We start from the raw sequence: 23,850 nt of genomic DNA, 5'->3' as shown, positions 1-23,850 counted from the left end.
TATGAACTCCTTCACTGATAAGCCCAACATCATCGGCCCTGTGCCGCCGGCCAGCGCCGAGCAGAAGCCTCGCGATGCGCTGACACCGCATTACCCGTGCACCACCGCAGAGATGCCGCTGCCGGCACCCGTCGCGATCTCGGTCGGACGGGAAGCCCAGCATGTTCGCCAAGTGCGCAGCCTGGCGGCGGCATGGCTGCGGAACGTCTGCCACATGCCGGAGAGCCGGATCGAGCAGGCCCTTGTCGTCATCTCCGAACTGGTCACGAACGCTGTGCTTCACTGCACGGGGCAATGCGTCACCTATAGCAGTTGGGCCCCGAAGCCTGGACTGGTCCGCGTTGAGATCGACGACGGGACCACAGGAGAAGAACCAAAGCCCCAACGTGCGGCTCCGCTGGCCGAGTCCGGGCGCGGTCTGTTCCTCACCGACGCGTTCGTCGCCGATCTGGACGGCGAGTGGGGCTACTGCAAGGACGGCACCACGGCCTGGTGTCACATCCCCGTACACGAGCACAGCGCGCGTGGGGCCGTCCGTGAGTAGCGCCGCGGTGACCGTGCGGGCAGCGATGCGGCAGCTGGGGCGGAGCGCCTGGTGAGCACTTGGGCCTCGGTCGGAACCACAATGATGCACAGGCTTCTCGAGCCAGCTGGGCCCGCGCGCGAGCCGACCGCCGCCGTGGCGGACTTCGCCGAGATAATCCGCACGCTCATGGCTGTTGAGCCGCAACGCGACGCCCACGTACGTATCCTCGCTGTACCCGTCGGGAGCCGACGAGGTGGGCACTTCCTCGTGGCGTGCCTCTGCTTCGGGCTCAAGGTCCGTGACGTCCTCCTTGAGCAGCCGGGCTTCCCCGACCTGCGCCAGCGGTGGTCGCCCTATCCGAACACCTGCCCCGTCGTCGCGTAGGGCGAGAGCCCGCCGACGCTCTGGGATGACTGCGACGACATCACCCTCGGGCGCTTCTACGGCTACAACGCAGACGCGACACCCCGGTTCACGAACCATGCCAGCACCCCGCGCGGCCCCCAGACGCCCACTTCGGCGACTCTTCTCCGCTCCCCCGCGGCTTCGTAGACACCCGCCGAAGAGAGCCCCCGTCCCCCACCGCACGACCGACAGGAAGAGCGACGCGCATGTGCCAGCACACGCCCACCTGCCCCACCGCCGAGGATTCCGACAGGGAGGCCGCGCTCCCCATCGCGCGCCACCCTCAACAGGGCTGGAACCTGTTGTGCAACCAGGTGCTGCTCTTCGAGGATACCGGCGAATTGCTGCCCAACGGCACGATCGTCGCCCCTCGCCGCCTCACTGTCGCTACGGGAGCCGCAGCGTGAAAATGACGCCGCGAAGCCGCCTGGTTCCCTACATCACAGCCCGTGAGGGTGACGTGGCCGACTCGTTCGTCTCCTTGCGCCCCACCTTCGACGCCACCGGTCGCCCGCACCTGAGCTATTGGGACGAGACCAGACAAGACCATGCCGTTAACGGCGTCCTGTGGTCCCGGGTCTCCCAGTCCATCGGGGACGACGGCCTGCCGGCCGGTGAGCCGAAATGGCGCCTGGTCCACCCCGCGCGACAGCGCGAGACCATGCTCCACCTGCGGTGCCAGGTGTGCGGCGCCAACGCCCGGACCTCCGAGGGAGTCCGGTTCTTGGAGAGCAGGAAGGACAGCGTGCCCACATCGAGCACCACAGTCCGGACCGCTCAGCCCCCGGTCTGCCGACGGCACGCACGCATCGCCTCGAAGACATGCGACTACCTCGCCAAACACGGGAGCGTCGCACTGCTGGCACAGAGTGCGCCCCTGCACGGAGTCCTCGGCACGCCTCACACGTACTCCGACAACGGCGTTCAAGTCCTGGTCGGCGACGACGCCCCCGTTCCCTACGGAGACCCCGCCCTGCGCTGGTTCCTCGCATCCCAACTCATACGCAGCGTCCGGGCGTTCACAGTCGTCGACGTCAACGACCCGGGGCTGGAAGTCCCGGGCTTGCACAACGGGCGCCACTGGCTGTGGTGCTGCGTTTGCGTCCTGTCCCACGCCCGGTGTTCGGGGGTGGGTCTGGGGCGGTTGACTGCGCCCCGCGTCGCCACAACTCTTCCGCACGGTGACGGATGTTGCGGGAGCCGTTCCAGTCCGCGTGTGCAACGACACCGCAGGACCGGCATACGAAGCGGGCCTGGGAGACCCGGTTCGCCTTGTCGATGTGACCGCACTCGGCGCAGGTGCGGGAGGTGTACGCCGGATCGACATGCACCACTGGCACCCCCGCTCTGCGGGCCTTGTACGCGATGAACTGGCCGAGCTGAGCGAAGCTCCAGCTGGCGTGGGTGGCCCGTTGGGGCTTGCGAAGCCGTACCCGGGCGCGGATGCCTGTGAGGTCTTCCAGGGCGATTCCGCGTCCGGTGCGTTCTGCCTCGGCCACCACATGTTTCGCGATCTTGTGGTTGATGTCCTTCACCCGCCGCGCCTCCTTACGCCTGCGCTTCTTCAGGCGCCGTTTGGCGGACGGGGTGTTCTTACGCTGGAGTTTCTGACGCAGGGTGCGTTCGCGCAGGCGTCCGCGGTTGAGCCGGCGTCCGGCCATGATCTGACCGTCCGAGGTGGTCGCGATATTCACGATCCCGAGATCAATCCCCAGGAACTCCACTACTTCGAGGTTCAGTTCGGCCTCGGGGATCTCGCAGGTGGCGGTCAGGAACCACATGCCGTCGCGGAACAGCAGGTCTGACTCGCCCTTGCGGTACAGGGCCAGACGCGCCAGCTGCTCGGGCGAGGCGGTGAACGCCACCTCCTTCATCCGGCCCGACAGAGTCCAGATCGACACCGTGCGCTCGGTGTGCTGCCAGGACAGCATCCGGTCGTCATAGGGCTGCGCGCCCTCAGGGCGGAAGGCGATCGGTTTTTCGGTGGCGCGCCGGTAGCGCTTGGAGGAGGGTCTGCCGAGGTTTCCTGCCTTCAGGTTCGCCTTGAGCGTGATGTAGGCGTCGCAGGTCTTCTTGATGACGTGCTGGGCCGCCTGAGCTCCGAGCTCCCACCGGCCCCTGACCGCAGTGTAGGTGTGCTCACGCAGAGCGAAGTTGCGTTTGATGTCCTTCTCGAACGCCACCTGGGAGACCCAGGTCGCGGCCTCGTTGCAGGCGTGCAGGGTTGCCTCAAGTGCCGCCGCCTGCACGGGCGTCGGCAGAAGTTTCACCTGCACCGTCAACTTCACGACAGTGACGTTACCTGCCGCCCGCCGTACTGGTATTCGAACAGCGCACATTCCTCACCGGGCGCTGCGGCCCGGTTTCTTGCGGGCGCTCCGCGCCCGCTGCCGCGGCGATGCTCCGCATCGACGTCACCGGATGCGATTCCTGCCGGGGGTGAACCCCCTGGGTTCCTCGCAAGGACACGCTGAACGACCTGGCACCCGCCCCTAGATGATCAATTCCAAGGGATGCGTGCGGAGGGTGGGGGGTGGGCGGCGGCTGAAGCCCCTGCGAGACGGTCAGGCGTCGGGCTGCCGGCCCTGGTTGTCGAGGTGGCAGTGTGCGGTCAGGCGTCAGGGTCGACCTCGGGGTGCGTGAACCGCACGGGCTTGCCCAGCGACCGGGCGTAGGCGATTTCGGCTCGGGTGCTGTCTCCGATGTAGTCGCCGACTACGAGCACCTCATCAGCGAGCCGGATCTTCGCCCGGTGCAGATCGTCGAGTCGAACCTTGAGCGCCTCGGCCTCGACAGGATCGGACCAAAGTTCGTGCGGCGACTTTATGTCACAGCCCGGTTTGACGACAACCTTTCCGGCTTTGGTCTCCCGTAGATCGGCCTCGTTCATCTCGGCCATGAAGCGGGTGGAGCCGCAGATCACGACGATACGCGGGAGGCTCAACAGCTTCTTCGCCTCGGCGAGCTTCTCCTCGGGGGTGAGCAGTTGCGGGTATGACACTGGTTCCTCCTGGTGGTGTGGTCCAAGGGGTGCCTGCAGAGACGAGTGCGAGGGTGTCCAAGATCGTTTTGTGACGAACGACGTGGCCCGGATGGCCGATCGTGGAGTCCGGCACCGCTTCCACCTCGACCTCACCGCGCCTGGCCGCAAAGTCGACCTCTGCTCGGAGGCTGCGCAGGCCTTATCGCGAGGAACGTGAAGATCCTGGTCCTCGACACCAGCGTTTTCACCCCATCGGACGTCGTACCCACAATCGCCGACGCGCTTCCCGATCCCTCGGTACCGTCGGCGCCCCCACCGAACCCAACTATCCCCCAGGGAACATGAACCCGGAACTCGCAGAACCCGTGATCGACACCCACGTCATCCTCCGCGACGGCGACAAGCTGCTCCTCTCCCAGCGCGGCGGCCCTTACGGCTACGGCCGCTGGCACATGCCGTCGGGCAAGCTCGATCAGGGCGAGCCCCTGCGCCTGGGAGCCGCGCGGGAGCTGCGTGAAGAAACCGGTGTCACTGTCGACCCGGGCCATCTCCGCCTGGTGCACGTCGTGCACCACCAGCAGGACGACACCGTGCAGCGGATCGGGTTCTTCTTCGTGGCCACCGAGTGGAGCGGGGAGCCCTTCAATCGGGAACCGGCGAAGTGCCTGGGTTTGGAGTGGTTCTGTGTTCACGATCTACCTGAGGACATCATCGAGTATCCGAAGGAGGGCCTCCTCGGCTACCTGAACGACGACAGTGGCCTGACAGAACACGGCTGGCCGTAGCACCGGCACACCACAAGGCACTTCGTCGCCTGCGCCGTGATCATTCGAGGCCGGAGCCGCTCGCTACGTGCCGCAGCGCGACAACTTGTCCGCTGTCAGTCGCCGGCGGCCGCGGACAGGACAACGTCAACAAGCCTCTCGGCGGCATCGGGACGGCCGTAAGATCGGGCCCGCTCTGCCATCGCCTGGCGCTGCGTCGAATCCGCCAGCATCGGTTCCACCGCGGCCTGAAGCCGGGCCGGGGACGCATCATCGGCGAGCGCGACCGCGGCTCCGTGGTCCGCCAAGTGTCCGGCGTTGTGCGCCTGCTCATTTCCGGCCGAGGTGGCGAGTGGAATGAATACCGCGGCCTTGCCCAGTGCGGTCAATTCGGCAATCGTGCCGGCACCGCTACGAGAGATCACCACGTCGGCCAGGGCCAGCACGTCGGGCAGTTCAGCGCCGACGTATCCGGTGAGGTGATATCGCGCCGCGCTCGGCGCAGGAAGATGCGCGGTGTGCTCACGCAGCCCCTCGACATGGTCGGGACCGCACTGGTGAATCACGTTGGCATGGCCGAGTAGCCATGGAAGCACGTCGCGCACCACCGTGTTGATCTGCTGTGCTCCCTGTGCCCCGCCGGTGACGTAGACGGTTGGCAGGCTACGGTCGAAGCCGCCCCACTTCAATGCCTCGACCGCTTTCTCCGCCCGCCCGGTGAACACCTCCGGCCGGACAGGGTTGCCCGTCACGGCCACCGACGCTCGCACCGATTCCGGCAGGAGCGGCAGGGTGGACTCCGACGAGACGGCTACACGGGTCGCTGCGCCGGCGAGCGTCTTGTTGGCCAAGCCCAGACGCACGGTCTGCTCGTGCACCACCAGGGGCACATGGCACAGTCGGGTCGCGGCCACACCCACTGGAACAGCCACGTACCCGCCAGTTGCCAGCACAACATCGGGCCGGAACCGACTGATGATCTTGCGGGCCTGCAAGACACCTAGCGGGACCCGGCTCATATCCGCCACGTTCGCGGGCGAGATCATCTTGAGCGGATTCTTCGAGCGGCGGATCTTCCCCGTGGCCACCGACGCGAACACGATTCCCTCGGCAGCTGCAACTCGGGACTCCAGGCTGTCCGCTTTACCTGCCCACAGGACTTCCAGCGCACGGCCCTGAGTTGTGAGCCGGGCCGCCAGCGTTCGCACAGCGGTCAGGGCGGGGTACGTGTGACCACCAGTTCCGCCACCCGTGACGATCAAGCGGAAGGCCCGCTGCGGAAGGCGGTGGACCTCGGCACTGTTCACAGGGCGTTTTCCCATCTGACTACGCCGGGTCGGCCGGTGCGAAGGTGCGGATTCGGCCTTCTACCGCATGGCTTCAGCCTATCGACTGGCGGGCTCTCAGACGTACTCGATCACCACGCCCTCCCTGCGATTCGGCTGACCAGCTCGGCAGGCCGAGACGCCAGGCGCGAGGCCTCCTGCGATCCGCGGTGTGAATCCTCCAACGCACTCTCCGCCCACCGGGCGCAGGCCCGGGGTGTTCTCCGTCGGCTGCCAGCCGGTGGAGAGCGCTGACCTCATGCTGCCCCTGGAGAGGCGCGCCTCGCACGGCTGTTTTGCAGACGGCGGTGGCCGGTGGCCTCGTCTGCCCGAACCGGCTGTATCAGGGGGCCGAACGGCTGGCGCTGGGCAATGCAACCACCACCACGCCAGTATCGTCATATCTCACCGAGCGGATTTCTCCACGACGTTTGCGGCGAACAGTCCGCCAAACACGCCAACTAGGACGCCGAGGTATATCACCAGATGACTATCGTCAGCGCGCTGGAGCAGCCCATGGCCAAAGACCGCCACACCTACAGCATCACCGGTGGCGTACCGCTCGAGGGCTCGATCACGGCATCAGGCGCGAAGAACGCCGTCACCAAGCAACTCGTCGCCAGCCTGCTGACCGACCAGCCATGCGTGCTGCACAAAGTCCCCCGCATCGTGGAAGTCGACCTCGTTCTGGGCATGCTCGCCGAACTGGGCACTGAGGTGACCTGGCTCGGCGAACACTCGGTCCGCGTGCACACCCCCGAAGTGCGCGAGACGTCCCTGTCAGCCATGTACTCCGGCGTCAACCGCATCCCGATCCTGATGATGGGACCCCTCCTGCACCGCCGCGGCGAGACGCTCGTCCCCCTGCCGGGCGGCTGCACCATCGGCAAGCGCCCCATCGACTTCCACCTCGAAGGCCTCCGTCAGATGGGCGCTGACATCGCAGAGCACCCCACGTCCGTGAAGGTCCGCGTCGACCGTCTCGCCGGCGCCCACATCGACCTGCTGTTCCCCTCCGTCGGCGCCACCGAGAACCTCCTCCTGGCGGCAGTCCGCGCCTCCGGAACCACCGTGATCTCCAACGCGGCGGTCGAACCCGAGATCGTGGACCTGATCCTGATGCTGCAGAAAATGGGCGCCCTCATCACGATCGACACCGACCGGACCATCACCGTCGAGGGCGTCCGCGAACTGCGCGGTGTCGAGCACACCACCATCGCCGACCGCATCGAAATCGCCTCGTTCGCCGGCTACGTCCTCGCCGCGCTCGTCGCCGACGGCACGAGCACCATCACCGGAACCCGCTACCTGGAGCGAGGCTACGAACAGCCCGTCGCCAAGCTGGCCGCGGTCGGAGCCCGCATCACCACCCGGCCGGTCTGACACTCCCGCGTCGCCCGCCTACTCCGGGACGCGGCGGGCGACGCGCCCCATCCCGAATCCCCCACAGTGCCCATCCCCTGGGCGCCGCGAGCGGGAGGCGGCCTGCGAGCGGGGCATGATCGGCGAGGGTGCCTCGCGTCACCGCCCACACCGTCCAGGCTCACGCTTCCCGAGCCACACACGAAGCCCGACAGCAGATGACGGTGCGGAACAACACGCTGCGCCAGGACAGCCGCTCCTGGAGAAGATGCACCAGCAGCCCCCGGCCAGCAGCTGCCGCATCACCAGCTTCGCCGGCAGCACGATGGCCCGAGCCGCGCAGGCTACAGCCGCTGCACCCACATCCTGCGGCACCACCGATCCCTCCCGCCCAAGCACTCTCAACCGTGCTGCCTCTGCCGCCTCGTGGAGCACGACGACCACGGGCACCGGACCCAGAGCCGGCACTCCCAAGCCACGCCCCATCACAGCCTCCCCGGTACAACCTCAGCCCCGACCTCAACCTCAACCTCAACCTCAACCTCAACCTCAACCGCACACTCCCCGCTTCTTCCGGTGGGCAACACACGGCGCATGCCCGGCTCACAGCCCCGGCCCCACGGCGGGCTCGGCTCCTCGGACGCCGTCCGGCAGGCCGCCCAGGACATGTGCCGCCGCATCCAGGAGAACAACGCCCCTGCCGGCACTCCAGCGATGACACTGCCCTGGCTGGCGCCGATTGTCGTACGGTCCGCCATTTGTGCCGGCAGCACCCCAAGTAGAGAGCCCAACGGATCTCCGTCCATTGGACACCTTCACCTCGCCGTGTCGCTCGCCACTCCAATGTCCTGCGCAACGGGAGGCGGCTGTTCAGTGAGAGTGGTCTTGCGCCGCGGGAGCTTTCCTTGGGTGACCGCGAGAGCAGCTCCGGCGAGTAGGACCGCTGCCCCCGCTCCTTGCATCCGGCCGAAAGACTCACCGAGGAGGAGTGTGGCGCACAAGGTATTGACCACCGGGACGGTGAACATCATCAGGGAGGCGTTCGCGGGCCCGACCGTACCCACCCCGCGGTAGTAGAGCAGATTGGCGATGGCTGCGGCCCCGATGGCGAGATATGCGATGTTCAGCCAGAGTCCCGACGGCAGCTCACTCCACCGGACTTCTGCCATGTCGGGTGCGGCAAGCACTCCCAGCAACACGGCACCCGCGCACGTGGCGTAAGTAGTGGCGCGCAGCGGTTCGATGCCGGACAGGACACGGGAGCCGACCAGCGTGTATCCGGCCCAGCACACGGCGCTGACGAGGAACAGCGAATCCCCCCACAGCCGGGACGATCCCGCTTCTGCGCTGCCGCCGGCTCCGACGAAGAAGATTGCTGCGCCGGCTACACCAAGCAACAGGCCCATTGTCCGTGCCACCCCAGCACGCTCCTTGCCTGTCGCCAGCAGGATCGCACTGGTGAACACAGGGCTCATCACAGGGATGAGGATGCCGGCGTCCAGGGAAGGAGCCTTCGACAGTCCCCAGAAGAAGAAGCCGTTGTAGGCGAAGACGCCGAGCACGCCGGCCGACGCCGCTCGCCACGCGTTGCGAACCGGGACTCGCGTCTTACGGTCGCCGAAGAGCCGGACCGCGACGATCAGGGTTATGGCGCCGCCGCCGAACCGCACGAACGCTCCCACCGAATGCGGGATGTGCTCCACGACCGCCTTGGAGCTCGAGAAGGCGCTGCCCCACAGGACCATGGTCATCAACAGTTGCAGGTAAGGGCTGCTCAACCCTCTCTTTGTGTCCATGTCTCCGACTCTGCAGGGCCGCCACCCCACCTGACTTGAACGCTGGTGCGCGAGCCACAATGGGCCTATGGGAACGGCGAGCAGCTGGGTTCGGTACTGGCGGGACGACAATCGCCCGTTGGAAGCGATGCATGCGCACTTCTTCGACCACGTCTACTCCCTGCACAGCCACGACACTTATTCCTTCGGTATCACTGACGTGGGCGCGCAGACGTTCCGCTGCCGTGGAGCTGCCCACACCAGCGGTGCGGGCATGGTCATGGCCTTCAACCCCGATGAAGTGCACGATGGCCGCGCGGCAGTGGAATGGGGCTACCAGTACCGCATCGTGCATATTGGTCCGTCAGTCGTCTGCGAGACACTCGCCGATGCCTCCGACGGACGCAGCGGCGGCATGCCGCTTTTCATACGCCCTGTCCTGACCGATTCTGTAGTGACCGGCCCTCTGGCACGGCTGCACGCCAATCTTGTCGCCCCCGCCGACCCTCTGGTGACAGACGAACTCCTCACCGCGGCCATTCTAAAAATGGCGGAACGCGGCGCCACCCGGGCTCCGCACGTAAGGACCCTGACAGGCCAAGCCCAGCGTCAGGCCGCCCGCCGCGCGTGGGCTCTGCTGAACGAGGCCTTTCTTGAGCCCCTCTCGGCCCATGACCTGGCCAAGGCAGCAGGATGCAGCCGCTTCGCCCTGTACCGCGCCTTTCGAGCGGAGTACGGGATGCCGCCCAGCGACTATCAGAGGCTTCTGCGGCTTCGTCAAGCACGGCGCTTGTTAACCCGTGGCGTGGCTCCGGCGTCTGCCGCCGCGGACGCCGGTTTCTCAGATCAAGCACACTTCAGCCGCTGGTTCAAGCGAACGTACGGCATTACTCCGGGGACCTTCCAGCACGCTGTGCTGTGAACGGTGGGGCTTCCACCTTGATTGTGGACACCGGTTGTCATGGAGCGCTGGCCAGCGTAGTTGATCTCTGTTCGAAGGTGACCGGCTCGAGATAGCCGATGGTGGAGTGCCTGCGCCGACGGTTGTAGACGCCGAACCGGCCGAATACCGCGAGCCGGACGGCCCGTTCGGTCAACCGGTCGGCCGCGTCGGCCGGGCCGGATCCCCCACTTCCGCGAAGCGAAGAACGACTCTGCAGTGGCATTGTCCGCCAAGGCGCCGACCGCCCCCGTGGAACGGCAAAGCCCGGCCGCGCCTGAGCAGGGCAGCGGCCCGCCTCTGACCGTCGTCCCGCTGCCCTATGCTGAGCGCGGGCACAGCTGATACCGACGGCGAGCCAGGCATCGAGCAGCTCGACCCGCGCAGCGCGGCAGTCCTGTGTGTCAGTTCTCCGAGGGGATGCGTGCGGCGATCTCCCTGGCGAACCAGGCTGCCTCCTGCGACAGCTCATCCGGGCCTTCGCTCGCAATGAGCTGCAACAGGCGCAGCAGATCGTGAGCCTCTTCGAGGGTCAGCATTTCCAGACGCCGTGAAGCGTCCTGAGCCGGGATAAGCCCGATGACAACGGAGTCTTCGTTGGATTCCATACCTGCTCAACGCGTGCCAGCGGTCGACGGATACATCCCGCATCACAGTCCACCCGATGGGCGGACAGAGAGCTCTGTTCCCCACCGGCATGGCCTGCCACGACTCCTTGCCGCGCTCACGTGCACTCATTGCGTCGCTTCGAGGAAGCGGACATCGAGCGCCCCGGGGAGCGCACTATCGGCCCGCAGACCCACAGGAAGTCGCGAGGCGTCGAGCCCGACACGCTTGGCGATGAGGATTCAGAGTTCATGACGGCTCACGGCGTCGGCTCCAGCCAGATGGTGAACGCCGTTCGCCTCGCCGGAGGCGAGTTCCAGCAGGCTACGGCCAGGTCGGCGACGTGCACACGGCAGCGGATGTCATCGGTGAACAGGACGCCGTTTCGAGGGCCGAGGGGTGGTGCCATATCGCTGCTTCCGCATGGCGCGGCTGATCGCGGTGGCGCAGATCAACGAACGACAGGGCTCGGTGTCATCCATGGGACTGGTCAGGGCGTATCGCAGGACCAGTCCCAGCGGGCCGCCCGCCAGTACGCGGGTCGAACACGGCCCAGCCGCCAGGGGCGAACCGCATGAGGACCGCTGCCGGGGCCGCGGGCGACTGAGCAGAGACAGCAGTGACCGGCCGGGGGCCTCTCGCGTGCCAGAAAGGCCACGGAGGCTGGCCACCGGCCGGCGTCTGTGCTCGGAACTACCGGAACTACATCGTCGGATCGATGTCCGGCTTGCCCGTACCGCCTGCATGCTCGCTCTGCTCCTTGAGCTGGCGGGCCTTGTCCTTCAGACGCTGACGCTCCTGCGGGTCAGTGGCACGTTCCGCGGCCTGTTCCAGGTCCTGGGCCTTAGCACGCATCTGCTGGGCACGACCGGACTCGCCTGCAGCGCTCATGATCACTCCTTGGGTGATGAGGAAGAGCGGGCCACATCAGAGAAACAGGCCCCGACACTCCCGGCATCTCGAGCGGTCACCCACTGCTACCTACGCAGTTGGGAGAGGCCTTCCCGGAACGGCTTCCGTGCCGGACCTCGCTCACCGTGTGGAGTGCTCTCGCTCAGCGGCCCCGGTCCCACGGGATCGGGTGCGAGACGGTCGGCGTCGGCCGGGGCTTGCGGCGAGTAATAGTCAAGACCTGTGGATCAAGAAGATGGCGGCCAGGTGACCGGCCTGGTGGTGTCATGGACGTTCACCGCCTCCCCGTCTCGCAGGCAGTGGTGCCATAGCCCGCACTCGGCAAGATGGGCGGCGGCTCGCTCTGCACCTTCCGCGTCACGGTGTTCGGATCGCCAGTGGGGAACGATCCGGTAGGGCACCAGGCAGAGGCAATTCGGTGCGATAGTCGACGGATAACCTTCGGGCAGGACGGTTGGATCATCGATGAGGTCGATGCCCTGGAGGTCCGGGCCGGCGACACAGGCTCCTGCTGAGTAGCCGCCGTAGGTGAACTCGGGTCGATGCAGCTGCTCTTGGAGGGCATCGCGGAATCGGGACTGCGTCATGGCGCGGGCCAGGACGAACGCGTTCCCACCCAAAGCCCAGACGAGGTCGAGGCCGTCCAGGCGTTCGGGGAGTCCCTCGGGGGCATTGAAGTAGTCGCGGAGATCGAGTTCTTCGCAGGTGTAGCCAAAGGTTTGCAGGGTGCGGCTCTCGCGGGCGAAGTCGCGGGCGCGTGAGCCGACGTATTCGTCGAGCGCGTTCAGGACGATGCCCGCTCTGCCGGTGGCCAGGATGCCGGGCAGCGCCGGAGGTCGGCTGCCAGGGGTCAGAAACCAGGAGCTCAGCAGCAGCCTCATCAGCACCTCTCGGTTCGGATCACGCAGTGGTGATCATTCATGCTGCCGTGAACGGGGCCTGGCTACCAGGGGGTTCGACGAGCTGGCCGACGCCCCCGACCATCAGTCGCCTTGCCTGGATCTCCGCCCAGGCAGCGCGTGATGCACCCCGCCTCTGGCCCTCTTCCCGCCGCGGCCCGTCTCACCGGGCCGCGAGCGCGAGGCCCCCGGCCGACGCGCAACAAGACAGAACGCGGCCCGAACCCCGAGCACGCACGCGCCGGCCCGGTCCTGCCGTCTGCTCTTTCTCTTCTTCTTCCTTCCCCACTTCTGTTACCAGGCCGGAGTGTGCGTGAGAGGGGTTGTCGGCAAGGCTGGTACGCCCGCACCGGCCTATCTGACCTGCCGTTTTCCTGATACTCGCGAAGGAGGGTGCACTAGGGGCTTTGAGGCCCGTTTTGCGGGTGACTTTGTCAGTGGCTTTGAGGGTTACCTTGTCGGCGATGCGAGTGCTGGCGGCTGTAATGCTTGGGGAGTTCACGGGCGTTGAGTCTCCCTCGCCCGCCCGGGCACTACCGCTCCATTGCGAACGTCTCGTTCATGGCCTTCCCCGGATCCGGCCGGCCGCCGGGTCACCTTCGCCTTCCAGCCAACTGCCCTTCTGATCCCGGCCAGTTGGGTTGTCCATCTGGTGTGCAGACCGCCTCAGGCGAGCGACGAGGGAGATCAAGTACCTGGTCCAGGGACTGAGGGCTGCTGCCGCGGGCTGCGTTCCACCACGTCTGGCCCCACGGCCCGCGCTCGTGCAGGCGAGTCAGGGTGGTACCGATGACCGGGAACGGCAACTTGAGGCTGTCGACCAGGTTCATCACAACCGCGGCCCGGTTGAGGACGCTGGATTCGCTGCGTCCACTCAGCACGAGGGCGACTGCCGGCTGCTGATCCTCGGGCAGGTGTCAGCGAGAGCGCCACCGCAGACCGACCTCGGTGCTCATTGCCTCCAGAGTGCCGACACCAGGCGGCTGTCCACCACGGCGTGATCGGCAGGGCTGAGACAGTCGTAGGCATTTTGCGTGGGTCGGGGTTGCAGCAGTCCCAGCACGGCGGCGTTGACGTCCAGCGCATGCGCGGCGCCGTGGGAGGCAGCACCCCGCGCGATCGAGCCCATCTCCCCCAGCAGCCGCTCCAGCACGCGAGCGGCCGCCTCCAGCACGCTGGAAGTCAGCCCGTACAGCTTGGCGCCGACCAGTCTGCAGCCTGCTTCTCGCCTCATCACCGTTGCTCGGCGCCGCCCCTACAAAGCAGCGACCGTCGATGAACTGCGCACCCGCGCCGTGTATCTCGCCGCTGCCGAGCCCGCCACAATTCGCGGCCTGAGATCCGGCCGACCGGTACGAGCCGCGCCGGTGACCGCACCGATCACGTCGATGGCCATCGGGCCACGCGGGATCATTCCTGCGAATCCCCTGTGCTGCGCTCACTGCTCACCCCGTCCGTCCACGATCCGCATCCCGACTGGTGTTGTGGATCTTTGGTCCATCGGAGTTGATCCGGCAGGGCGTACCGAAAGGCGTACCGGAACGATAGGTCCGCGATCGCGGTGGAATCACCGTCCGTCACGGCCGGCCCGGACGCGTCTGACTGCACCGCGTCGCCGGGCGCCATTGCGCACCGGTTGCGCACCCGCCTGTCACCGGCTGCGCAACGGCTCGCGAATGGTTGCGCAGCATGACCCGATCGTCCACTGCGCAGCACCCGCCGGAACCTGCGCAGCGGGGAACCCAGAGTGCGCGGTCAGGGTGCGCAGCGGAGGTTGCGCAGCACCGTGGCTGCTCTTTCGCGGCAACTGCGCACTGACCGCGCTGGTACGCATTTGGTTTCCCAACGCGTACCGGCAGCCTCGGCTGATTCCGTGCCACTCGGTTTCGAGGGCGCCGCAGCGGCTGACCGCCCTCCGGCCACCGGTACGCGTTTTGCGGGGGCGGACAAGCACGTACCGAAACGCGTACCGGTCTACAGAACCCGCAGGTCACAGACCTGTCAGACGAGCCCCGGCCAGCAGTACGCAACCGGTCACACTCAGATACCGGTACACGTTCTTGCCGTACCGCTCTGGCCGCCCGGTACGCGTTTTGGCGGGCGCCACATAGGGGCGTTCGGGCCTCTCGCAGTCGTCCGTAGAGGGTTGCGCAGTACCTGGTGCGCAACGCGCCTCAATTGGCAGTGCGCAGCCGGAGTCAGGGTAGGGCGGGCGCACTGCGCAACTCCCAGGACCCCGTTGCCCAGCGAGCCCGAGCCCCTGCGCACTGCACCCCGAATGCGAGTTTTATAGGGCACTGCGCAGTCAAAGGCCGGCACCAGCACCGGTCACTGCGCACCGGGTCGTGAGAGCGGGCCAGGGGCCGACCCCCACTCTTTGGTTTCAAATGAGACTGTATTGAACGAGTAGATAGCGTTTCACCCACTCGGCCGGAGTGTCCCAGCCGTCACTCAGCGTTGTGGACGCGTCACCGAAGTAGAACCAGAACCCGAGGTCGGGAGTCGTTTATCTGACGGCTGCGGGAGTCACTGCGCAGCCCCGCGACTTGATCAAGTCGACGAGTTCGGGAGTCACTCACGGCCCCGGTCGATGACTATAGGGCCCCCATCGGCGAATGCCTTCAGCTGCGACATACGGAGCGACAGCGGATCACGCGCTGAAACTCGGTCGAGTCGAGCGCCTTGACTTCCCAGCGCATCCCCCTCGCATGCCGTGAGGACGTTACGGGTGAACTGTCGAGTCGACCAACTGCCAAACCCAGCTGAGGAATTGAGGGCAGCGCGGGTCCAAGAATCCGCAACCATCGCGTCCATCGTTGGTGGGTGCCAGAGTCTGTGGTGAGTCGGATGCCGGATTCGGGAAAGGCTGGGCGGCGACGGCGGATGCACTGGTCAGCAAGGCACCCGAGATCAGCACCACAGCTGCCGCGATGCGAGCGGCGCGGGAAGAGAAGGACATGCGGTATCTCCTGGAAGCGACGTGCGTTTGTAACGCAAGGCTTGCACCACGCAACACACAGTGCGCTTGGAGCGAGTCCGAACGAGGACCTGCACGTAGTTCTGGCTGTCGAACCTCCTGACGACAAGCACGAGCGGGCCCACTCTCCGCACATTCCGCCGGTCAGCGAAGAACAATTGCACGTGCCCCCCATTTGCGCTCACCTGCGGTCATGGAGCGTGCGCGAAGATACGAACCCTCCGCGTTCTTCGAAGGGGGCCCAAAAGAGGGGGTGGCGGGCGTCGTGCGGTTCAGCGCCGGCTGGACAGTACGAGCAGGCGCAGGAAAGCCTCGATGGCGACGATCTCAGCAACCTGGTCAGGGCCGCTCATCACGGTGCCGGAAGCCGCCAGAATGGCCCGCCTTTGCCATGTTCGGACGCTCTGGTCGGCTGGCGTCACCGTGACCTGGAAGTCCTGTCGGGCGATGTGCTCGGGTCCACGTGGCGGGTCGCCACCATCAGCGCCCGCCCCTCCTCTACCGGCATGTGGCCACCCAGGACCGGTTTGCCGTTCAGCGGCCCGTCGATCGCCTTTGTGAACCCTCGGGCGGCGGCAGGATCGTCAGCGATCAGGCTGCACGGCACCGCACGACCGCCCGCAGCGGGTCGCGGCGACAAGCTGCTGCGGTTTGTGGGCGGCCAGGCGGTCGGCGTGCGGGTTGCTGATCCACGGGACGACCGGCAGTGCAGCAAGGACGTTCACGAGGGCGGCATCCGCCTGGCTCTGCGCCCACGTCCGGTAGGGCTTGGGAACGGTGTCCGCGATGTGGGGGCGTTTGGGCCGCCGGCAGTGGACGGCCCGGACGTCCTCGAGCCGCGCCGTCCGGCGCCCGTCGTCGAGGATCCCGCTCCCGCCCGCGTGACGCGGCGGGAAGCCGGGCCCGCTCATCGTGGGTGCGGCGGACACGCTGCTGGAGGCGGGCGAGGAACCCACGGGCGCTCCCCCACGCCGCCCGCCGGGCTGCCCGGCGGGCCCGGCCTCCAGCGTGATCACGACTGAGCGGCGGCGGCTCAGCAGTGAGGGATGCCGCCCAGCGCCTCGGGTGACTCCCCGGGGGCGACCCGGGGCCGACGGAGGGCGCGAAAGGGACGGAAGCCCCTGTTCTATGACATCGGTCACGGCGCTTCGCCAACCAACCGGTGCGCTTAGTAGATACGGCATGACGGGCATCTGGGCATTTGTCCGTTTTGGCGCAATTTAGACCCCGCCGCGCATCTCGGGATTCCGCCCGGCCGTCCCGCACGCCCGTTGCCCCATGGTGTACGGCTTCTGACGCCGCGACAGCTTCCGCTCCTGCCGCCATGTGCGGACCTAAGACCCGCACACAGCCTGTCAAGGGTCCCGGGACCTACGAGGCGACGTAGTTTCGGGACCCATTGTGCTCCCTGTTGAGCCGTTCTAAGAATGACGACCCACAGGACGTCGCCGTACTTCGGAACCGGTGTCCTCGCTGAGTCGGCCACGCACCAGGCGCTCGGCGCCGCCGAGCGAGTAGGAGCCCCCGTATGAAGTCATCTCGAATGCCCTCGAGGCTCACCGCCCTCACTCTCGGGCTGGGTCTGGCCTCCAGCGTGCTGGGCGCGGCGGTGCCGGCGAGCGCCCAGACGGCCACCACTCCGTCCGCACCCGCGGGTACCTCCGTGGCGCGGTACGCCGGGTCGGTTCAGGAGGCAGCGAACAACAAGGCGTTCTTCGGGGCCGTGCTCAAATCGGTCGCCGAGAAGCGCGCCGTCCAGCCGAATGCACGGGCGGTGACCGTCTACTACAACGCCTCCCAGGCACCGAGCTTCCGTTCGCAGATAGCGAGTGCGGCCGCGATCTGGAACAGCACCCAGTTCAACGTCAAGCTCCAGCCGGCATCGAGCGGTGCCGACTTCTCCTACCGCGAGGGCAACGACCCAGAAGGTTCCTACGCCGCCACCAACGGCCACGGAGACGGCTACGTCTTCCTCGACTACACCCAGAGCCGGCAGAACGACTCGGTCCGCGTCGCCACTCACGAGACCGGGCATGTGCTGGGCCTACTGGACGACTACAGCGGGCCGTGCAGTGAGCTGATGTCGGGCGGCGGCCCCGGCCCGTCCTGCACCAACCACTACCCGAACGCCACCGAGCGCGCGAAGGTCGACCAGCAGTGGGCCACCCAACTCGCGCAGAACTCGGATTCGCGCGGAACCTGGGCACACTGAACCAGGCCCGCTGACCACCTGAGCGCTGCACCACCGGTACGGGCCGTGGCGCCAGACCGCGGTGCGTACGTGAACACCTATGGCGCGAGGTTCCCCAAGGCCGTCGCGAAGATCACCGAGGATCGGGACGAACTGCTCGCGTTGCACGACTTCCCCGCGGAGCGCCGGATTCGCCTCCGGATCACGAACCCGATTGGGTCGACCTTCTCCACGGTCAAGCTCCGCACCAAGATGACGCGAGGCGCGGGCAGCCCGGCGACCGATCCTCGCAATGGTGTTCAAGTTGGTCGGGTCCGCCCAGGCGCGATGGTGCGCGATCACCGGCGCCCGCCTGGTGCCCCTCGTCCGCGCAGGTGCGCGGTTCCAGAACGGCGTTCTGGCCGAACGGTCTGAGATTGATGCCGCCTGAACACCTCCTTGAGCTACGGCTCACGTTGGTCCTGCGGTGCGGGGTTGCTCCGGCCAGGGGCTTCTGCCACTGCAGTCTGTCGGAGCACGTCGTAGCCGACGAACTCGAACAGGCGGGTGCCGCGGCGTAGGGGTTGAGGTGTGCCGACGAAGCGGTGCACCCCCACTCCGAAGCCCGCGTCCACTGGCGAAAGCCACTGCAGTTCGAAGCCTTGAGCGTCGAACCATTCGCAGATCAGTGGGACCCGGTCGGGGGCAGCGCGGTGTCGGGTCCAGATGATTGTGCCGCCGGTCTTGCACAGCTGGCTGCAAGCCCCGATGGTCCGCTCGATATCTGCCTCGGTGATGTTGCCGAAGACGCCGCAGACCAGGACGAGATCCGCAGGGGCCACGTCCTCGTACTGGTCGATGAGGGCGGCGTCACCGGTCACCACCTCCACCTGGCACAGGCCGGCCCGCCCGATCCTTTCCAGGGCCGCCGCAGTGATGCGCGGGTCCAGCTCGACGAGCCTCGCCTGCACATCGTCGCTGCGCGGGTGGTCGGCGAGAACGTCGAGCAGATCGCGGCCTTCCCCGGCGCAGATACTGATCACCTTCAAGCCGCCCGCCGGGGCCTTGGACAGTGCGGCGTGAATCTGTGCTTGAACCGTCCGCAGCCGTCGTGCCATCCACGAGTCGGCAGAATCGTACTGATCGTGCCAGGTGCTCCAGTCCATGGCCGGACGCTACGGCTACCCATACTTACGGGCCACCCAATTTTGATCGCCGGACCGGACAGGAGCCATCCACAAGTCTTGTAGATGGCTCGGTCTCATGTTCATAGGGCAGGATGTCTCCGATTGCCGCGTGAAGACCCTGGTCACTGAACCAGTCGACCCATTGCGCGGCGGCGAATTCGATGTCGGCCAGGCACTTCCAGGGCCGACGGGGCTTGATCAACTCCGCCTCGTAGAGGTCTATCCGGGCTCTCTATGAGCGCGTTGCCCAGGGCGTCGCCGACAGTGCCGATCGAAGCGTCGACGCGGGCCTCGAGGAGGTGCGCGGTGAACTTGAAGGTCGTGTACTCGGTGGATTCAAGCGGTCGTCGCAACGGTCACCACCGCCGCGCCCATGCCCCACCACCGTCTGCTCACCGGCAGCACCCTGCGCTCAGCTTCCCCAACAAGCGTGCTCCGCGCACTCGAAGGAACCGGCAGGTGCACAGGAAGCCACCGAGGTCGTCCCGATGGGACTGTCCAATCAACCGGCCTTCCAAGATTTCGTAGCTGTAGATCGGTTCAGCCGAGCAGGATGTGGTGGCGGAGGAGTCGGCAGCCTGCGCTGCCGACGCCCTCGGTCCGCTCATCGTGATGGGTCAGAGTCAGTGCGGCGTCGACAGCGAGACAGCCTCGCTCGACACCGGTGGAGTAAGGGCGGGGACCGCACAGGGCGCAGGCCCCGTCCGGAGGGAGGCGGCCTGCGCCCTGTGCGGGATCAGCTGATCCTGTTCACCGGACCGTTGAAGAGGAACGTCTGCCGGCTGGTCAGGTCGCCCTCGGAGAGAGACGGCGTGCACTCCTTGTCCACGCCGTCCGAGGGCTCGCAGCCCGAGCCGTCGTAGTCCTCGGCAGCGGTGCGGCTCTCCTCGAGGATTCCGCCCGTGGCCGGGTCGATGATCCAGTGAGGATCGCTGGCGATGCCCGGGCCGTCGGCGCCGACGTACTTCCAGTTCACCTCCGTGCCCTTGCGCCCCTTCGCATCGCTGACCTCGGTGCGGATGTCGGCGCCGGGGGTGGCTGCCATCACCCGGTAGAGGGCAGCGCGCAGTTCGGCCCGGGCCGGGCTGAAGGAGAGCAGCGCTCCGGCCTCGGTCACGACCTGTTCGTCCGCCGCCGTCCCGGTCTTACCCGCGGCGAGCTTGGCGCGGAGCGCGGACGGGTCGGTGGGGAGGTTCTTCAGGCCGTTCCAGCCCATTCGCTTGTTGCCGACGAGCCAACTCATGCCGTTCGGCTGGGGCTTGGAGAGCGTCTCGCCGTTCTCGACGGCGGTCAGTCCGTCGGGACTGAGAAAGACGGTCCGGGTCTTGGTTGCCGTGCCCGGAGCGGAGGTCGTCGACGTGATCTTCCAGTACGGGCCGTCGGCACTGGTGGCCGCCTTCTTGGCCATCGAGTTGAAGAACGCCGCCGCCTCCGCGCCGGCCGCGGGCTCGCCGCCGTCCATGCTGACCACGGGGGCAATGATCGCCGCGGCGGCGACGGCCGCGACCGCCGCTGCCGAGGCGAGGACGCGGCGCCTGCGATACAGGGGGATCACCACCCGGGGTTCGGCAGCAGCGGGGCCCGGCGCCTTGCCGGCCTCGGCGTCGATTGCGCCGCGGACAGCGGACAGCGCCGCGGCCAGGACCGCAGGGGCGGGCTCGGGCGTACGGCCGGCCGCGACCAGGTCCGCGGCGCCGGGGAAGTCGAGTACATCGTCGTGTTGCTGCGTGCTCATGCGAGCTCTCCCGTCAGGGTGTTGAGGGTGCCGTTGGACAGGTGGGCCCGGAGTCGGGCTCGGGCCCGGTGCAGGCGGGAGCGGGCGGTGCCGGCGGGGATGCCGACGACGGCCGCAGCCTCGGTGGGTGTGAGACCCTCCCAGGCGACGAGGAGCAGCAACTCGCGCTCGATTGCGGGCAGTTCGGTGAGTTTGCGGTGGATCAACGGTCCGGCCGCCACGGCGTCGAGTCGCTGGTCCACCGCCTGCCACGGGTCGCTCGCCGCCTGCTCCTCCGTGGGCGGCGGGCCGGGATCGCGGGCGATCCGTTGCCAGTGGCGGGCCAGCACGTTGCGTGCCACACCGAAGAGCCAGGCCCGGGCCGCTCCGCGGGCAGCGTCGAAGGTGTGCCGGTGGGCGAAGGCCTGCAGCCACACTTCCGACAGCAGATCGTCGGCGGCGGCCGGTGCTCGTCGTGCGAGATAGCCGTGCAGCGCGACGGAATGCCGGGCAACCAGCGGTTCGAATGCCGCCGGTTCCGTGGCGGCACGCGCGAGCAGTTCCTCGTCCGCAACGGGATCGGGATCCATGAACCCCCCTGTCCTTGACCGCCCGGACGGCGGTCTCACCCCTACTTGCACCTGGCGGGGCAAAGCGTTCGCGCGGGATTCACGTCAAGGTGCCTCTTGAGGCCTCGCGCCTGGACGAGTCATTCCGATGCGATCGGTGGCCATAGGCCATCAATGATCGTATGACGGGCTGGTCGGTCTTGTGGCTGTGCCAGATCGCGACGGCCATCGCGAGAATGCGGTGGGCGACGCGGACGGCGACACAGCTTCCTGTTGAAGCCATCGCTTTCCGCGGAGTTCGGCACCCACTCCGGCGCCGTCTTGGATGGGACGGGCGTCTGGAAGACTGAACGTCTGTGACACATTCTGATCTTGCTCGCCGTATCCATGCCGCTTCTCATTTGACCGGGCATTTCACGCTTCGGTCGGGACGCACTGCCGCTGAATATTTCGATAAGTACCGATTCGAGGGCGACCCGGTCCTGCTCGATGAGATCGCCCGTGAGATGGCCCCGCTCGTGCCGTCCGGCACTGAGGTCCTGGCCGGCTTGGAGATGGGCGGCATCCCGGTGGTGACCGCGCTCGGGCGACACACGGGTCTGCCCTGCGCGTTCGTGCGCAAGCAGGCCAAGATGTACGGAACCTGCCGCCTCGCCGAGGGGGCCGAAATCGAGGGTCGGCGGGTGCTTGTCGTCGAAGACGTGGTCACCAGTGGTGGGCAGATTGTGCTGTCGACCGCAGATTTGCGCGGCTTGGGAGCTCAGGTTGACCACGCTCTTTGCGTAATCGACCGTGAGCAAGGTGGTTCCGCTGCCCTCAAGGCCCAAGACATCGGGTTGTTGTCGCTGTTGACGGCCGGGGAGCTGCGGGTTGCGGGAGCTTGAATCGCCGTGCCCGTGTGATCGGTTCCATGCCCCCGACTGTACGAACGAGTCATAGCTGGCCGCGCCTCACAAGTGCGTTCGAGACCTGGATCATGTGGTCCGAGCTGCTCTCCGCCAACTGGCAAGAGACTCAGGTACACGGTCGCGACCACCGACCCGGAACCCGGCAGCAAGTCGTGCGTCGGTGTCGCCGCATCTCAAGTAGGCCAGGGCGAGCAGAACTTGGCGATCGGCCGGCAGTCGCCGCCATCCCGTCCCGATCTCGCGCTGGTGAGCCCGGACTGCCCCGTCAGTTAGCGCCGGGTGCGACGCTACGGCCTGCCGAACCCCGCGGTCTTCGGCCCCCCGCCCCTCACCGACGTCGACGACGATGGCTGCGTCTTCGTGACCGCGAAGAACACGAAGACGCCCGAGCACCCCGACTCGAACTCCGGGGTCTTGAGCCCATGAGAGACGAGGCGCCAGTCCTCGCCGTTTGATGGACCATGCGACGGCAACGATGACGCAGGTGGAGGAGTGCGCAGCAAGGTACGGCCTCGGCGCCCCTCCCCTACGATGCAGGCGTGATCAAACCCATTGAACTCTTGATATTTGACTGTGACGGCGTTCTGGTGGACAGCGAGCGCATCGCCGTACGCGTGGACGCGAGGAGCCTGGCGTTGCTCGGCTGGCCGCTCAGCGAGGCCGAGATCGTCGAACGCTTCGTAGGCCGCTCACATGCCGACATGATCGCCGAGGTCGAGAAGCACCTCGGCCACCGGCTCCAGGACGGGTGGGAGGCGGAGCAGCACCAGCTGTACCGCCAGGCCATGGAAGCCGAACTCACCGCCGTCGACGGCGTGGTGGAGGCGCTCGACGAGATCCAGTTGCCCACCTGCGTAGCCTCCAGCAGTACGCATGCCGGTCTTCGCCACACTCTGGGTCTTACCGGGCTGTACCCGCGCTTCGAAGGTCGCATCTACAGCGCGTCGGAAGTGGCCCACGGCAAGCCGGCACCCGACCTCTTCCTCCACGCGGCACGGCACATGGGATTCGACCCTGAGGTCTGCGCCGTGGTCGAGGACAGCCGCTACGGTGTGCAGGCTGCCCGCGCCGCCGGCATGCGCGTGTTCGGCTACTGCGGCGGGCTCACGCCGGCAGAGTGGCTGCACGGACCAGGCACGGTGGTCTTTGACGACATGCGCGAGCTGCCGGCTCTCCTCGCCCAGACGTGATCCTCGGATCTTGATCACTGTCCGGGCGACAGTGAGATTGACGTTCCCTCCTTGACCAGCCGCTTGAACCGCTCCGCGACCGCCACTCGACCGTGGGCCCAGCACGCATCATGGCAACGGCGTGGCAGCGCAGGGACCCGATCATTACTGGGGACTCATCGCAGACACGGCGAAGCGAGTACCGATGTGCAACTGACTGCCGCATGACGGAGCACCAAACGCGTCAGTCCGACTCCTGCCGAAGGACGCGGCGAGCCGCCTCAGCTTCGGCTGCCGGCGGGGACAACTCGTCGAGGACATCAAGTTCGTCATCCCCCTCCAATTCCCGTTCCCAGGCCGCGGCGAGCCGTTCCTGCTCCTCACCGGGCCTGGCCACGACGGCCTGTCTGTCCTCGGGCGCCAGGGCAGCCAGGAAGCGTGCGACTGAGTCGTTCGGCATGCTAAACACCCCTTTGCTGGGCATGGTGCTGGTCTGGGCTCAGCATGATCAGTCGGAACGGCGATCGCGGCCCGACACAGCCGCTGCACACTCGGATGGCGCCATCTCGAGCGCCCGGCCGCGCACAGCTCGTACCGCCCCGAGCACGCCCTGCTCCTTGCTTACGCGCTCGGGCGGGCGGGCGATCGAGAGGACTCAC

23 protein-coding genes and 3 pseudogenes are annotated in these 23,850 nt (G+C 67.0%); 11 read left to right on the top strand and 15 right to left on the bottom strand.

Annotation, left to right across the window (positions count from 1 at the left end):
* Position 1: 1 nt before the first annotated feature.
* From OHO83_RS45240 to OHO83_RS45230, 3 genes are all read left to right on the top strand, one after another.
* Positions 2 to 544, top strand: a complete 543-nt coding sequence (locus OHO83_RS45240) for an ATP-binding protein (RefSeq protein ID WP_323187176.1) — start codon at positions 2 to 4, stop codon at positions 542 to 544.
* Positions 545 to 625: 81 nt separating this feature from the next.
* Positions 626 to 910, top strand: a complete 285-nt coding sequence (locus tag OHO83_RS45235; RefSeq protein WP_323187163.1) for a DUF6302 family protein — start codon at positions 626 to 628, stop codon at positions 908 to 910.
* A gap of 227 nt (positions 911 to 1,137) precedes the next feature.
* A complete protein-coding gene (locus tag OHO83_RS45230; RefSeq protein ID WP_266681492.1) occupies positions 1,138 to 1,338 on the top strand; it encodes a DUF5999 family protein in 201 nt (66 codons plus the stop codon).
* Positions 1,339 to 1,965: 627 nt separating this feature from the next.
* Here the strand turns inward: OHO83_RS45230 and OHO83_RS45225 are convergent.
* The gene (locus tag OHO83_RS45225; protein WP_266681490.1) at positions 1,966 to 3,219 is read right to left on the bottom strand and encodes an RNA-guided endonuclease InsQ/TnpB family protein; all 1,254 of its coding nucleotides are present in this window, start codon (positions 3,217 to 3,219) and stop codon (positions 1,966 to 1,968) included.
* Between the two features lie 323 nt (positions 3,220 to 3,542).
* Positions 3,543 to 3,932, bottom strand: coding sequence for a hypothetical protein (locus tag OHO83_RS45220; RefSeq protein ID WP_266681488.1), 390 nt, complete (start codon positions 3,930 to 3,932; stop codon positions 3,543 to 3,545).
* 323 nt (positions 3,933 to 4,255) lie between these two features.
* On the opposite strand from OHO83_RS45220, the gene OHO83_RS45215 reads away from it, so the two are divergent.
* Complete coding sequence (locus tag OHO83_RS45215; RefSeq protein ID WP_266681486.1) at positions 4,256 to 4,699, top strand: NUDIX hydrolase; 444 nt, start codon at positions 4,256 to 4,258, stop codon at positions 4,697 to 4,699.
* 95 nt (positions 4,700 to 4,794) lie between these two features.
* On the opposite strand, the gene OHO83_RS45210 is transcribed toward OHO83_RS45215, so the two are convergent.
* Positions 4,795 to 5,985: a UDP-N-acetylglucosamine--N-acetylmuramyl-(pentapeptide) pyrophosphoryl-undecaprenol N-acetylglucosamine transferase gene (locus OHO83_RS45210; RefSeq protein WP_266681484.1), complete on the bottom strand. Its 1,191-nt coding sequence runs from the start codon at positions 5,983 to 5,985 to the stop codon at positions 4,795 to 4,797.
* A 504-nt stretch (positions 5,986 to 6,489) separates the two neighbouring features.
* Here OHO83_RS45210 and OHO83_RS45205 point away from each other — a divergent pair.
* A complete protein-coding gene (locus OHO83_RS45205; RefSeq protein WP_266681482.1) occupies positions 6,490 to 7,386 on the top strand; it encodes a UDP-N-acetylglucosamine 1-carboxyvinyltransferase in 897 nt (298 codons plus the stop codon).
* 794 nt (positions 7,387 to 8,180) lie between these two features.
* Here the strand turns inward: OHO83_RS45205 and OHO83_RS45200 are convergent.
* Positions 8,181 to 9,143, bottom strand: coding sequence for a DMT family transporter (locus tag OHO83_RS45200; RefSeq protein WP_266681480.1), 963 nt, complete (start codon positions 9,141 to 9,143; stop codon positions 8,181 to 8,183).
* Between the two features lie 85 nt (positions 9,144 to 9,228).
* On the opposite strand from OHO83_RS45200, the gene OHO83_RS45195 reads away from it, so the two are divergent.
* The gene (locus OHO83_RS45195; RefSeq protein WP_266681478.1) at positions 9,229 to 10,062 is read left to right on the top strand and encodes an AraC family transcriptional regulator; all 834 of its coding nucleotides are present in this window, start codon (positions 9,229 to 9,231) and stop codon (positions 10,060 to 10,062) included.
* A 422-nt stretch (positions 10,063 to 10,484) separates the two neighbouring features.
* Here OHO83_RS45195 and OHO83_RS45185 read toward each other — a convergent pair whose 3' ends face one another.
* The 6 genes and pseudogenes from OHO83_RS45185 to OHO83_RS45160 all read right to left on the bottom strand — a co-directional run bounded on the left by OHO83_RS45185 (position 10,485) and on the right by OHO83_RS45160 (position 16,430).
* Complete coding sequence (locus tag OHO83_RS45185; RefSeq protein ID WP_266681476.1) at positions 10,485 to 10,688, bottom strand: DUF6417 family protein; 204 nt, start codon at positions 10,686 to 10,688, stop codon at positions 10,485 to 10,487.
* A gap of 126 nt (positions 10,689 to 10,814) precedes the next feature.
* A pseudogene (locus OHO83_RS45180) lies at positions 10,815 to 11,080 on the bottom strand (dTDP-4-dehydrorhamnose reductase); the annotation flags it as partial.
* 308 nt (positions 11,081 to 11,388) lie between these two features.
* On the bottom strand, positions 11,389 to 11,577 hold the full coding sequence (locus tag OHO83_RS45175) for a DUF6381 family protein (protein WP_266681474.1): 189 nt from the start codon (positions 11,575 to 11,577) through the stop codon (positions 11,389 to 11,391).
* Positions 11,578 to 11,825: 248 nt separating this feature from the next.
* Positions 11,826 to 12,479, bottom strand: coding sequence for a Type 1 glutamine amidotransferase-like domain-containing protein (locus OHO83_RS45170; protein ID WP_266681472.1), 654 nt, complete (start codon positions 12,477 to 12,479; stop codon positions 11,826 to 11,828).
* Positions 12,480 to 13,449: 970 nt separating this feature from the next.
* A complete protein-coding gene (locus OHO83_RS45165) occupies positions 13,450 to 13,731 on the bottom strand; it encodes a hypothetical protein (protein WP_266681470.1) in 282 nt (93 codons plus the stop codon).
* Between the two features lie 2,327 nt (positions 13,732 to 16,058).
* Positions 16,059 to 16,430, bottom strand: coding sequence for a hypothetical protein (locus tag OHO83_RS45160; RefSeq protein WP_266681468.1), 372 nt, complete (start codon positions 16,428 to 16,430; stop codon positions 16,059 to 16,061).
* On the opposite strand from OHO83_RS45160, the pseudogene OHO83_RS47195 reads away from it, so the two are divergent.
* The 3 genes and pseudogenes from OHO83_RS47195 to OHO83_RS47190 form a co-directional block, all read left to right on the top strand.
* Positions 16,366 to 16,496, top strand: a pseudogene (locus OHO83_RS47195) (polyphosphate kinase 2); the annotation flags it as partial. The gene OHO83_RS45160 and the pseudogene OHO83_RS47195 sit on opposite strands and share 65 nt — an antisense overlap.
* A gap of 506 nt (positions 16,497 to 17,002) precedes the next feature.
* Positions 17,003 to 17,686, top strand: a complete 684-nt coding sequence (gene snpA / locus OHO83_RS45155) for a snapalysin (RefSeq protein ID WP_266681466.1) — start codon at positions 17,003 to 17,005, stop codon at positions 17,684 to 17,686.
* Positions 17,687 to 17,749: 63 nt separating this feature from the next.
* Positions 17,750 to 18,095, top strand: a pseudogene (locus tag OHO83_RS47190) (IS256 family transposase); the annotation flags it as partial.
* A 13-nt stretch (positions 18,096 to 18,108) separates the two neighbouring features.
* On the opposite strand, the gene OHO83_RS45150 reads toward OHO83_RS47190, so the two are convergent.
* The 3 genes from OHO83_RS45150 to OHO83_RS45140 all read right to left on the bottom strand — a co-directional run bounded on the left by OHO83_RS45150 (position 18,109) and on the right by OHO83_RS45140 (position 21,135).
* Positions 18,109 to 18,810 carry a class I SAM-dependent methyltransferase gene (locus tag OHO83_RS45150; RefSeq protein WP_266681464.1) on the bottom strand — a complete coding sequence of 234 codons (702 nt, stop codon included), beginning with the start codon at positions 18,808 to 18,810 and terminating at the stop codon, positions 18,109 to 18,111.
* A gap of 757 nt (positions 18,811 to 19,567) precedes the next feature.
* The gene (locus OHO83_RS45145) at positions 19,568 to 20,566 is read right to left on the bottom strand and encodes a hypothetical protein (protein WP_266681462.1); all 999 of its coding nucleotides are present in this window, start codon (positions 20,564 to 20,566) and stop codon (positions 19,568 to 19,570) included.
* Positions 20,563 to 21,135 (bottom strand): RNA polymerase sigma factor, encoded by a 573-nt coding sequence (locus OHO83_RS45140; protein ID WP_266681460.1) that lies wholly within the window; start codon positions 21,133 to 21,135, stop codon positions 20,563 to 20,565. The genes OHO83_RS45145 and OHO83_RS45140 overlap by 4 nt, the downstream gene beginning before the upstream one ends.
* Positions 21,136 to 21,470: 335 nt before the next feature.
* Here OHO83_RS45140 and pyrE point away from each other — a divergent pair, with 335 nt between their 5' ends.
* Positions 21,471 to 21,998, top strand: a complete 528-nt coding sequence (pyrE, locus tag OHO83_RS45135; protein WP_266681458.1) for an orotate phosphoribosyltransferase — start codon at positions 21,471 to 21,473, stop codon at positions 21,996 to 21,998.
* Between the two features lie 90 nt (positions 21,999 to 22,088).
* Here the strand turns inward: pyrE and OHO83_RS47185 are convergent, their stop codons facing one another.
* Positions 22,089 to 22,415, bottom strand: a complete 327-nt coding sequence (locus tag OHO83_RS47185) for a transposase family protein (RefSeq protein ID WP_443066089.1) — start codon at positions 22,413 to 22,415, stop codon at positions 22,089 to 22,091.
* A 146-nt stretch (positions 22,416 to 22,561) separates the two neighbouring features.
* Between OHO83_RS47185 and OHO83_RS45125 the strand changes: the two genes are divergently transcribed.
* Complete coding sequence (locus OHO83_RS45125; protein ID WP_266681456.1) at positions 22,562 to 23,212, top strand: HAD family hydrolase; 651 nt, start codon at positions 22,562 to 22,564, stop codon at positions 23,210 to 23,212.
* Between the two features lie 223 nt (positions 23,213 to 23,435).
* On the opposite strand, the gene OHO83_RS45120 is transcribed toward OHO83_RS45125, so the two are convergent.
* Positions 23,436 to 23,651 carry a hypothetical protein gene (locus OHO83_RS45120; RefSeq protein ID WP_266681454.1) on the bottom strand — a complete coding sequence of 72 codons (216 nt, stop codon included), beginning with the start codon at positions 23,649 to 23,651 and terminating at the stop codon, positions 23,436 to 23,438.
* Between the last annotated feature and the right edge of the window lie 199 nt (positions 23,652 to 23,850).

It is taken from the genome of Streptomyces sp. NBC_00569 (assembly GCF_036345255.1).
GTDB lineage: Bacteria > Actinomycetota > Actinomycetes > Streptomycetales > Streptomycetaceae > Streptomyces.
Note: the sequence above shows the minus strand (reverse complement) of the source record. Positions and strands in the feature narration are given on the sequence as shown.

What these genes read in the sequence shown, in the direction of transcription:
- OHO83_RS45240 (WP_323187176.1), top strand. Translation starts at nt 2, where the DNA reads ATGAACTCCTTCACTGATAAGCCCAACATCATCGGCCCTGTGCCGCCG.
- OHO83_RS45235 (WP_323187163.1), top strand. Translation starts at nt 626, where the DNA reads ATGATGCACAGGCTTCTCGAGCCAGCTGGGCCCGCGCGCGAGCCGACC.
- OHO83_RS45230 (WP_266681492.1), top strand. Translation starts at nt 1,138, where the DNA reads ATGTGCCAGCACACGCCCACCTGCCCCACCGCCGAGGATTCCGACAGG.
- OHO83_RS45215 (WP_266681486.1), top strand. Translation starts at nt 4,256, where the DNA reads ATGAACCCGGAACTCGCAGAACCCGTGATCGACACCCACGTCATCCTC.
- OHO83_RS45205 (WP_266681482.1), top strand. Translation starts at nt 6,490, where the DNA reads ATGACTATCGTCAGCGCGCTGGAGCAGCCCATGGCCAAAGACCGCCAC.
- OHO83_RS45195 (WP_266681478.1), top strand. Translation starts at nt 9,229, where the DNA reads ATGGGAACGGCGAGCAGCTGGGTTCGGTACTGGCGGGACGACAATCGC.
- OHO83_RS45185 (WP_266681476.1), bottom strand. Translation starts at nt 10,688, where the DNA reads ATGGAATCCAACGAAGACTCCGTTGTCATCGGGCTTATCCCGGCTCAG.
- OHO83_RS45175 (WP_266681474.1), bottom strand. Translation starts at nt 11,577, where the DNA reads ATGAGCGCTGCAGGCGAGTCCGGTCGTGCCCAGCAGATGCGTGCTAAG.
- OHO83_RS45170 (WP_266681472.1), bottom strand. Translation starts at nt 12,479, where the DNA reads ATGAGGCTGCTGCTGAGCTCCTGGTTTCTGACCCCTGGCAGCCGACCT.
- OHO83_RS45165 (WP_266681470.1), bottom strand. Translation starts at nt 13,731, where the DNA reads ATGAGGCGAGAAGCAGGCTGCAGACTGGTCGGCGCCAAGCTGTACGGG.
- snpA (WP_266681466.1), top strand. Translation starts at nt 17,003, where the DNA reads ATGAAGTCATCTCGAATGCCCTCGAGGCTCACCGCCCTCACTCTCGGG.
- OHO83_RS45150 (WP_266681464.1), bottom strand. Translation starts at nt 18,810, where the DNA reads ATGGACTGGAGCACCTGGCACGATCAGTACGATTCTGCCGACTCGTGG.
- OHO83_RS45145 (WP_266681462.1), bottom strand. Translation starts at nt 20,566, where the DNA reads ATGAGCACGCAGCAACACGACGATGTACTCGACTTCCCCGGCGCCGCG.
- OHO83_RS45140 (WP_266681460.1), bottom strand. Translation starts at nt 21,135, where the DNA reads ATGGATCCCGATCCCGTTGCGGACGAGGAACTGCTCGCGCGTGCCGCC.
- OHO83_RS45120 (WP_266681454.1), bottom strand. Translation starts at nt 23,651, where the DNA reads ATGCCGAACGACTCAGTCGCACGCTTCCTGGCTGCCCTGGCGCCCGAG.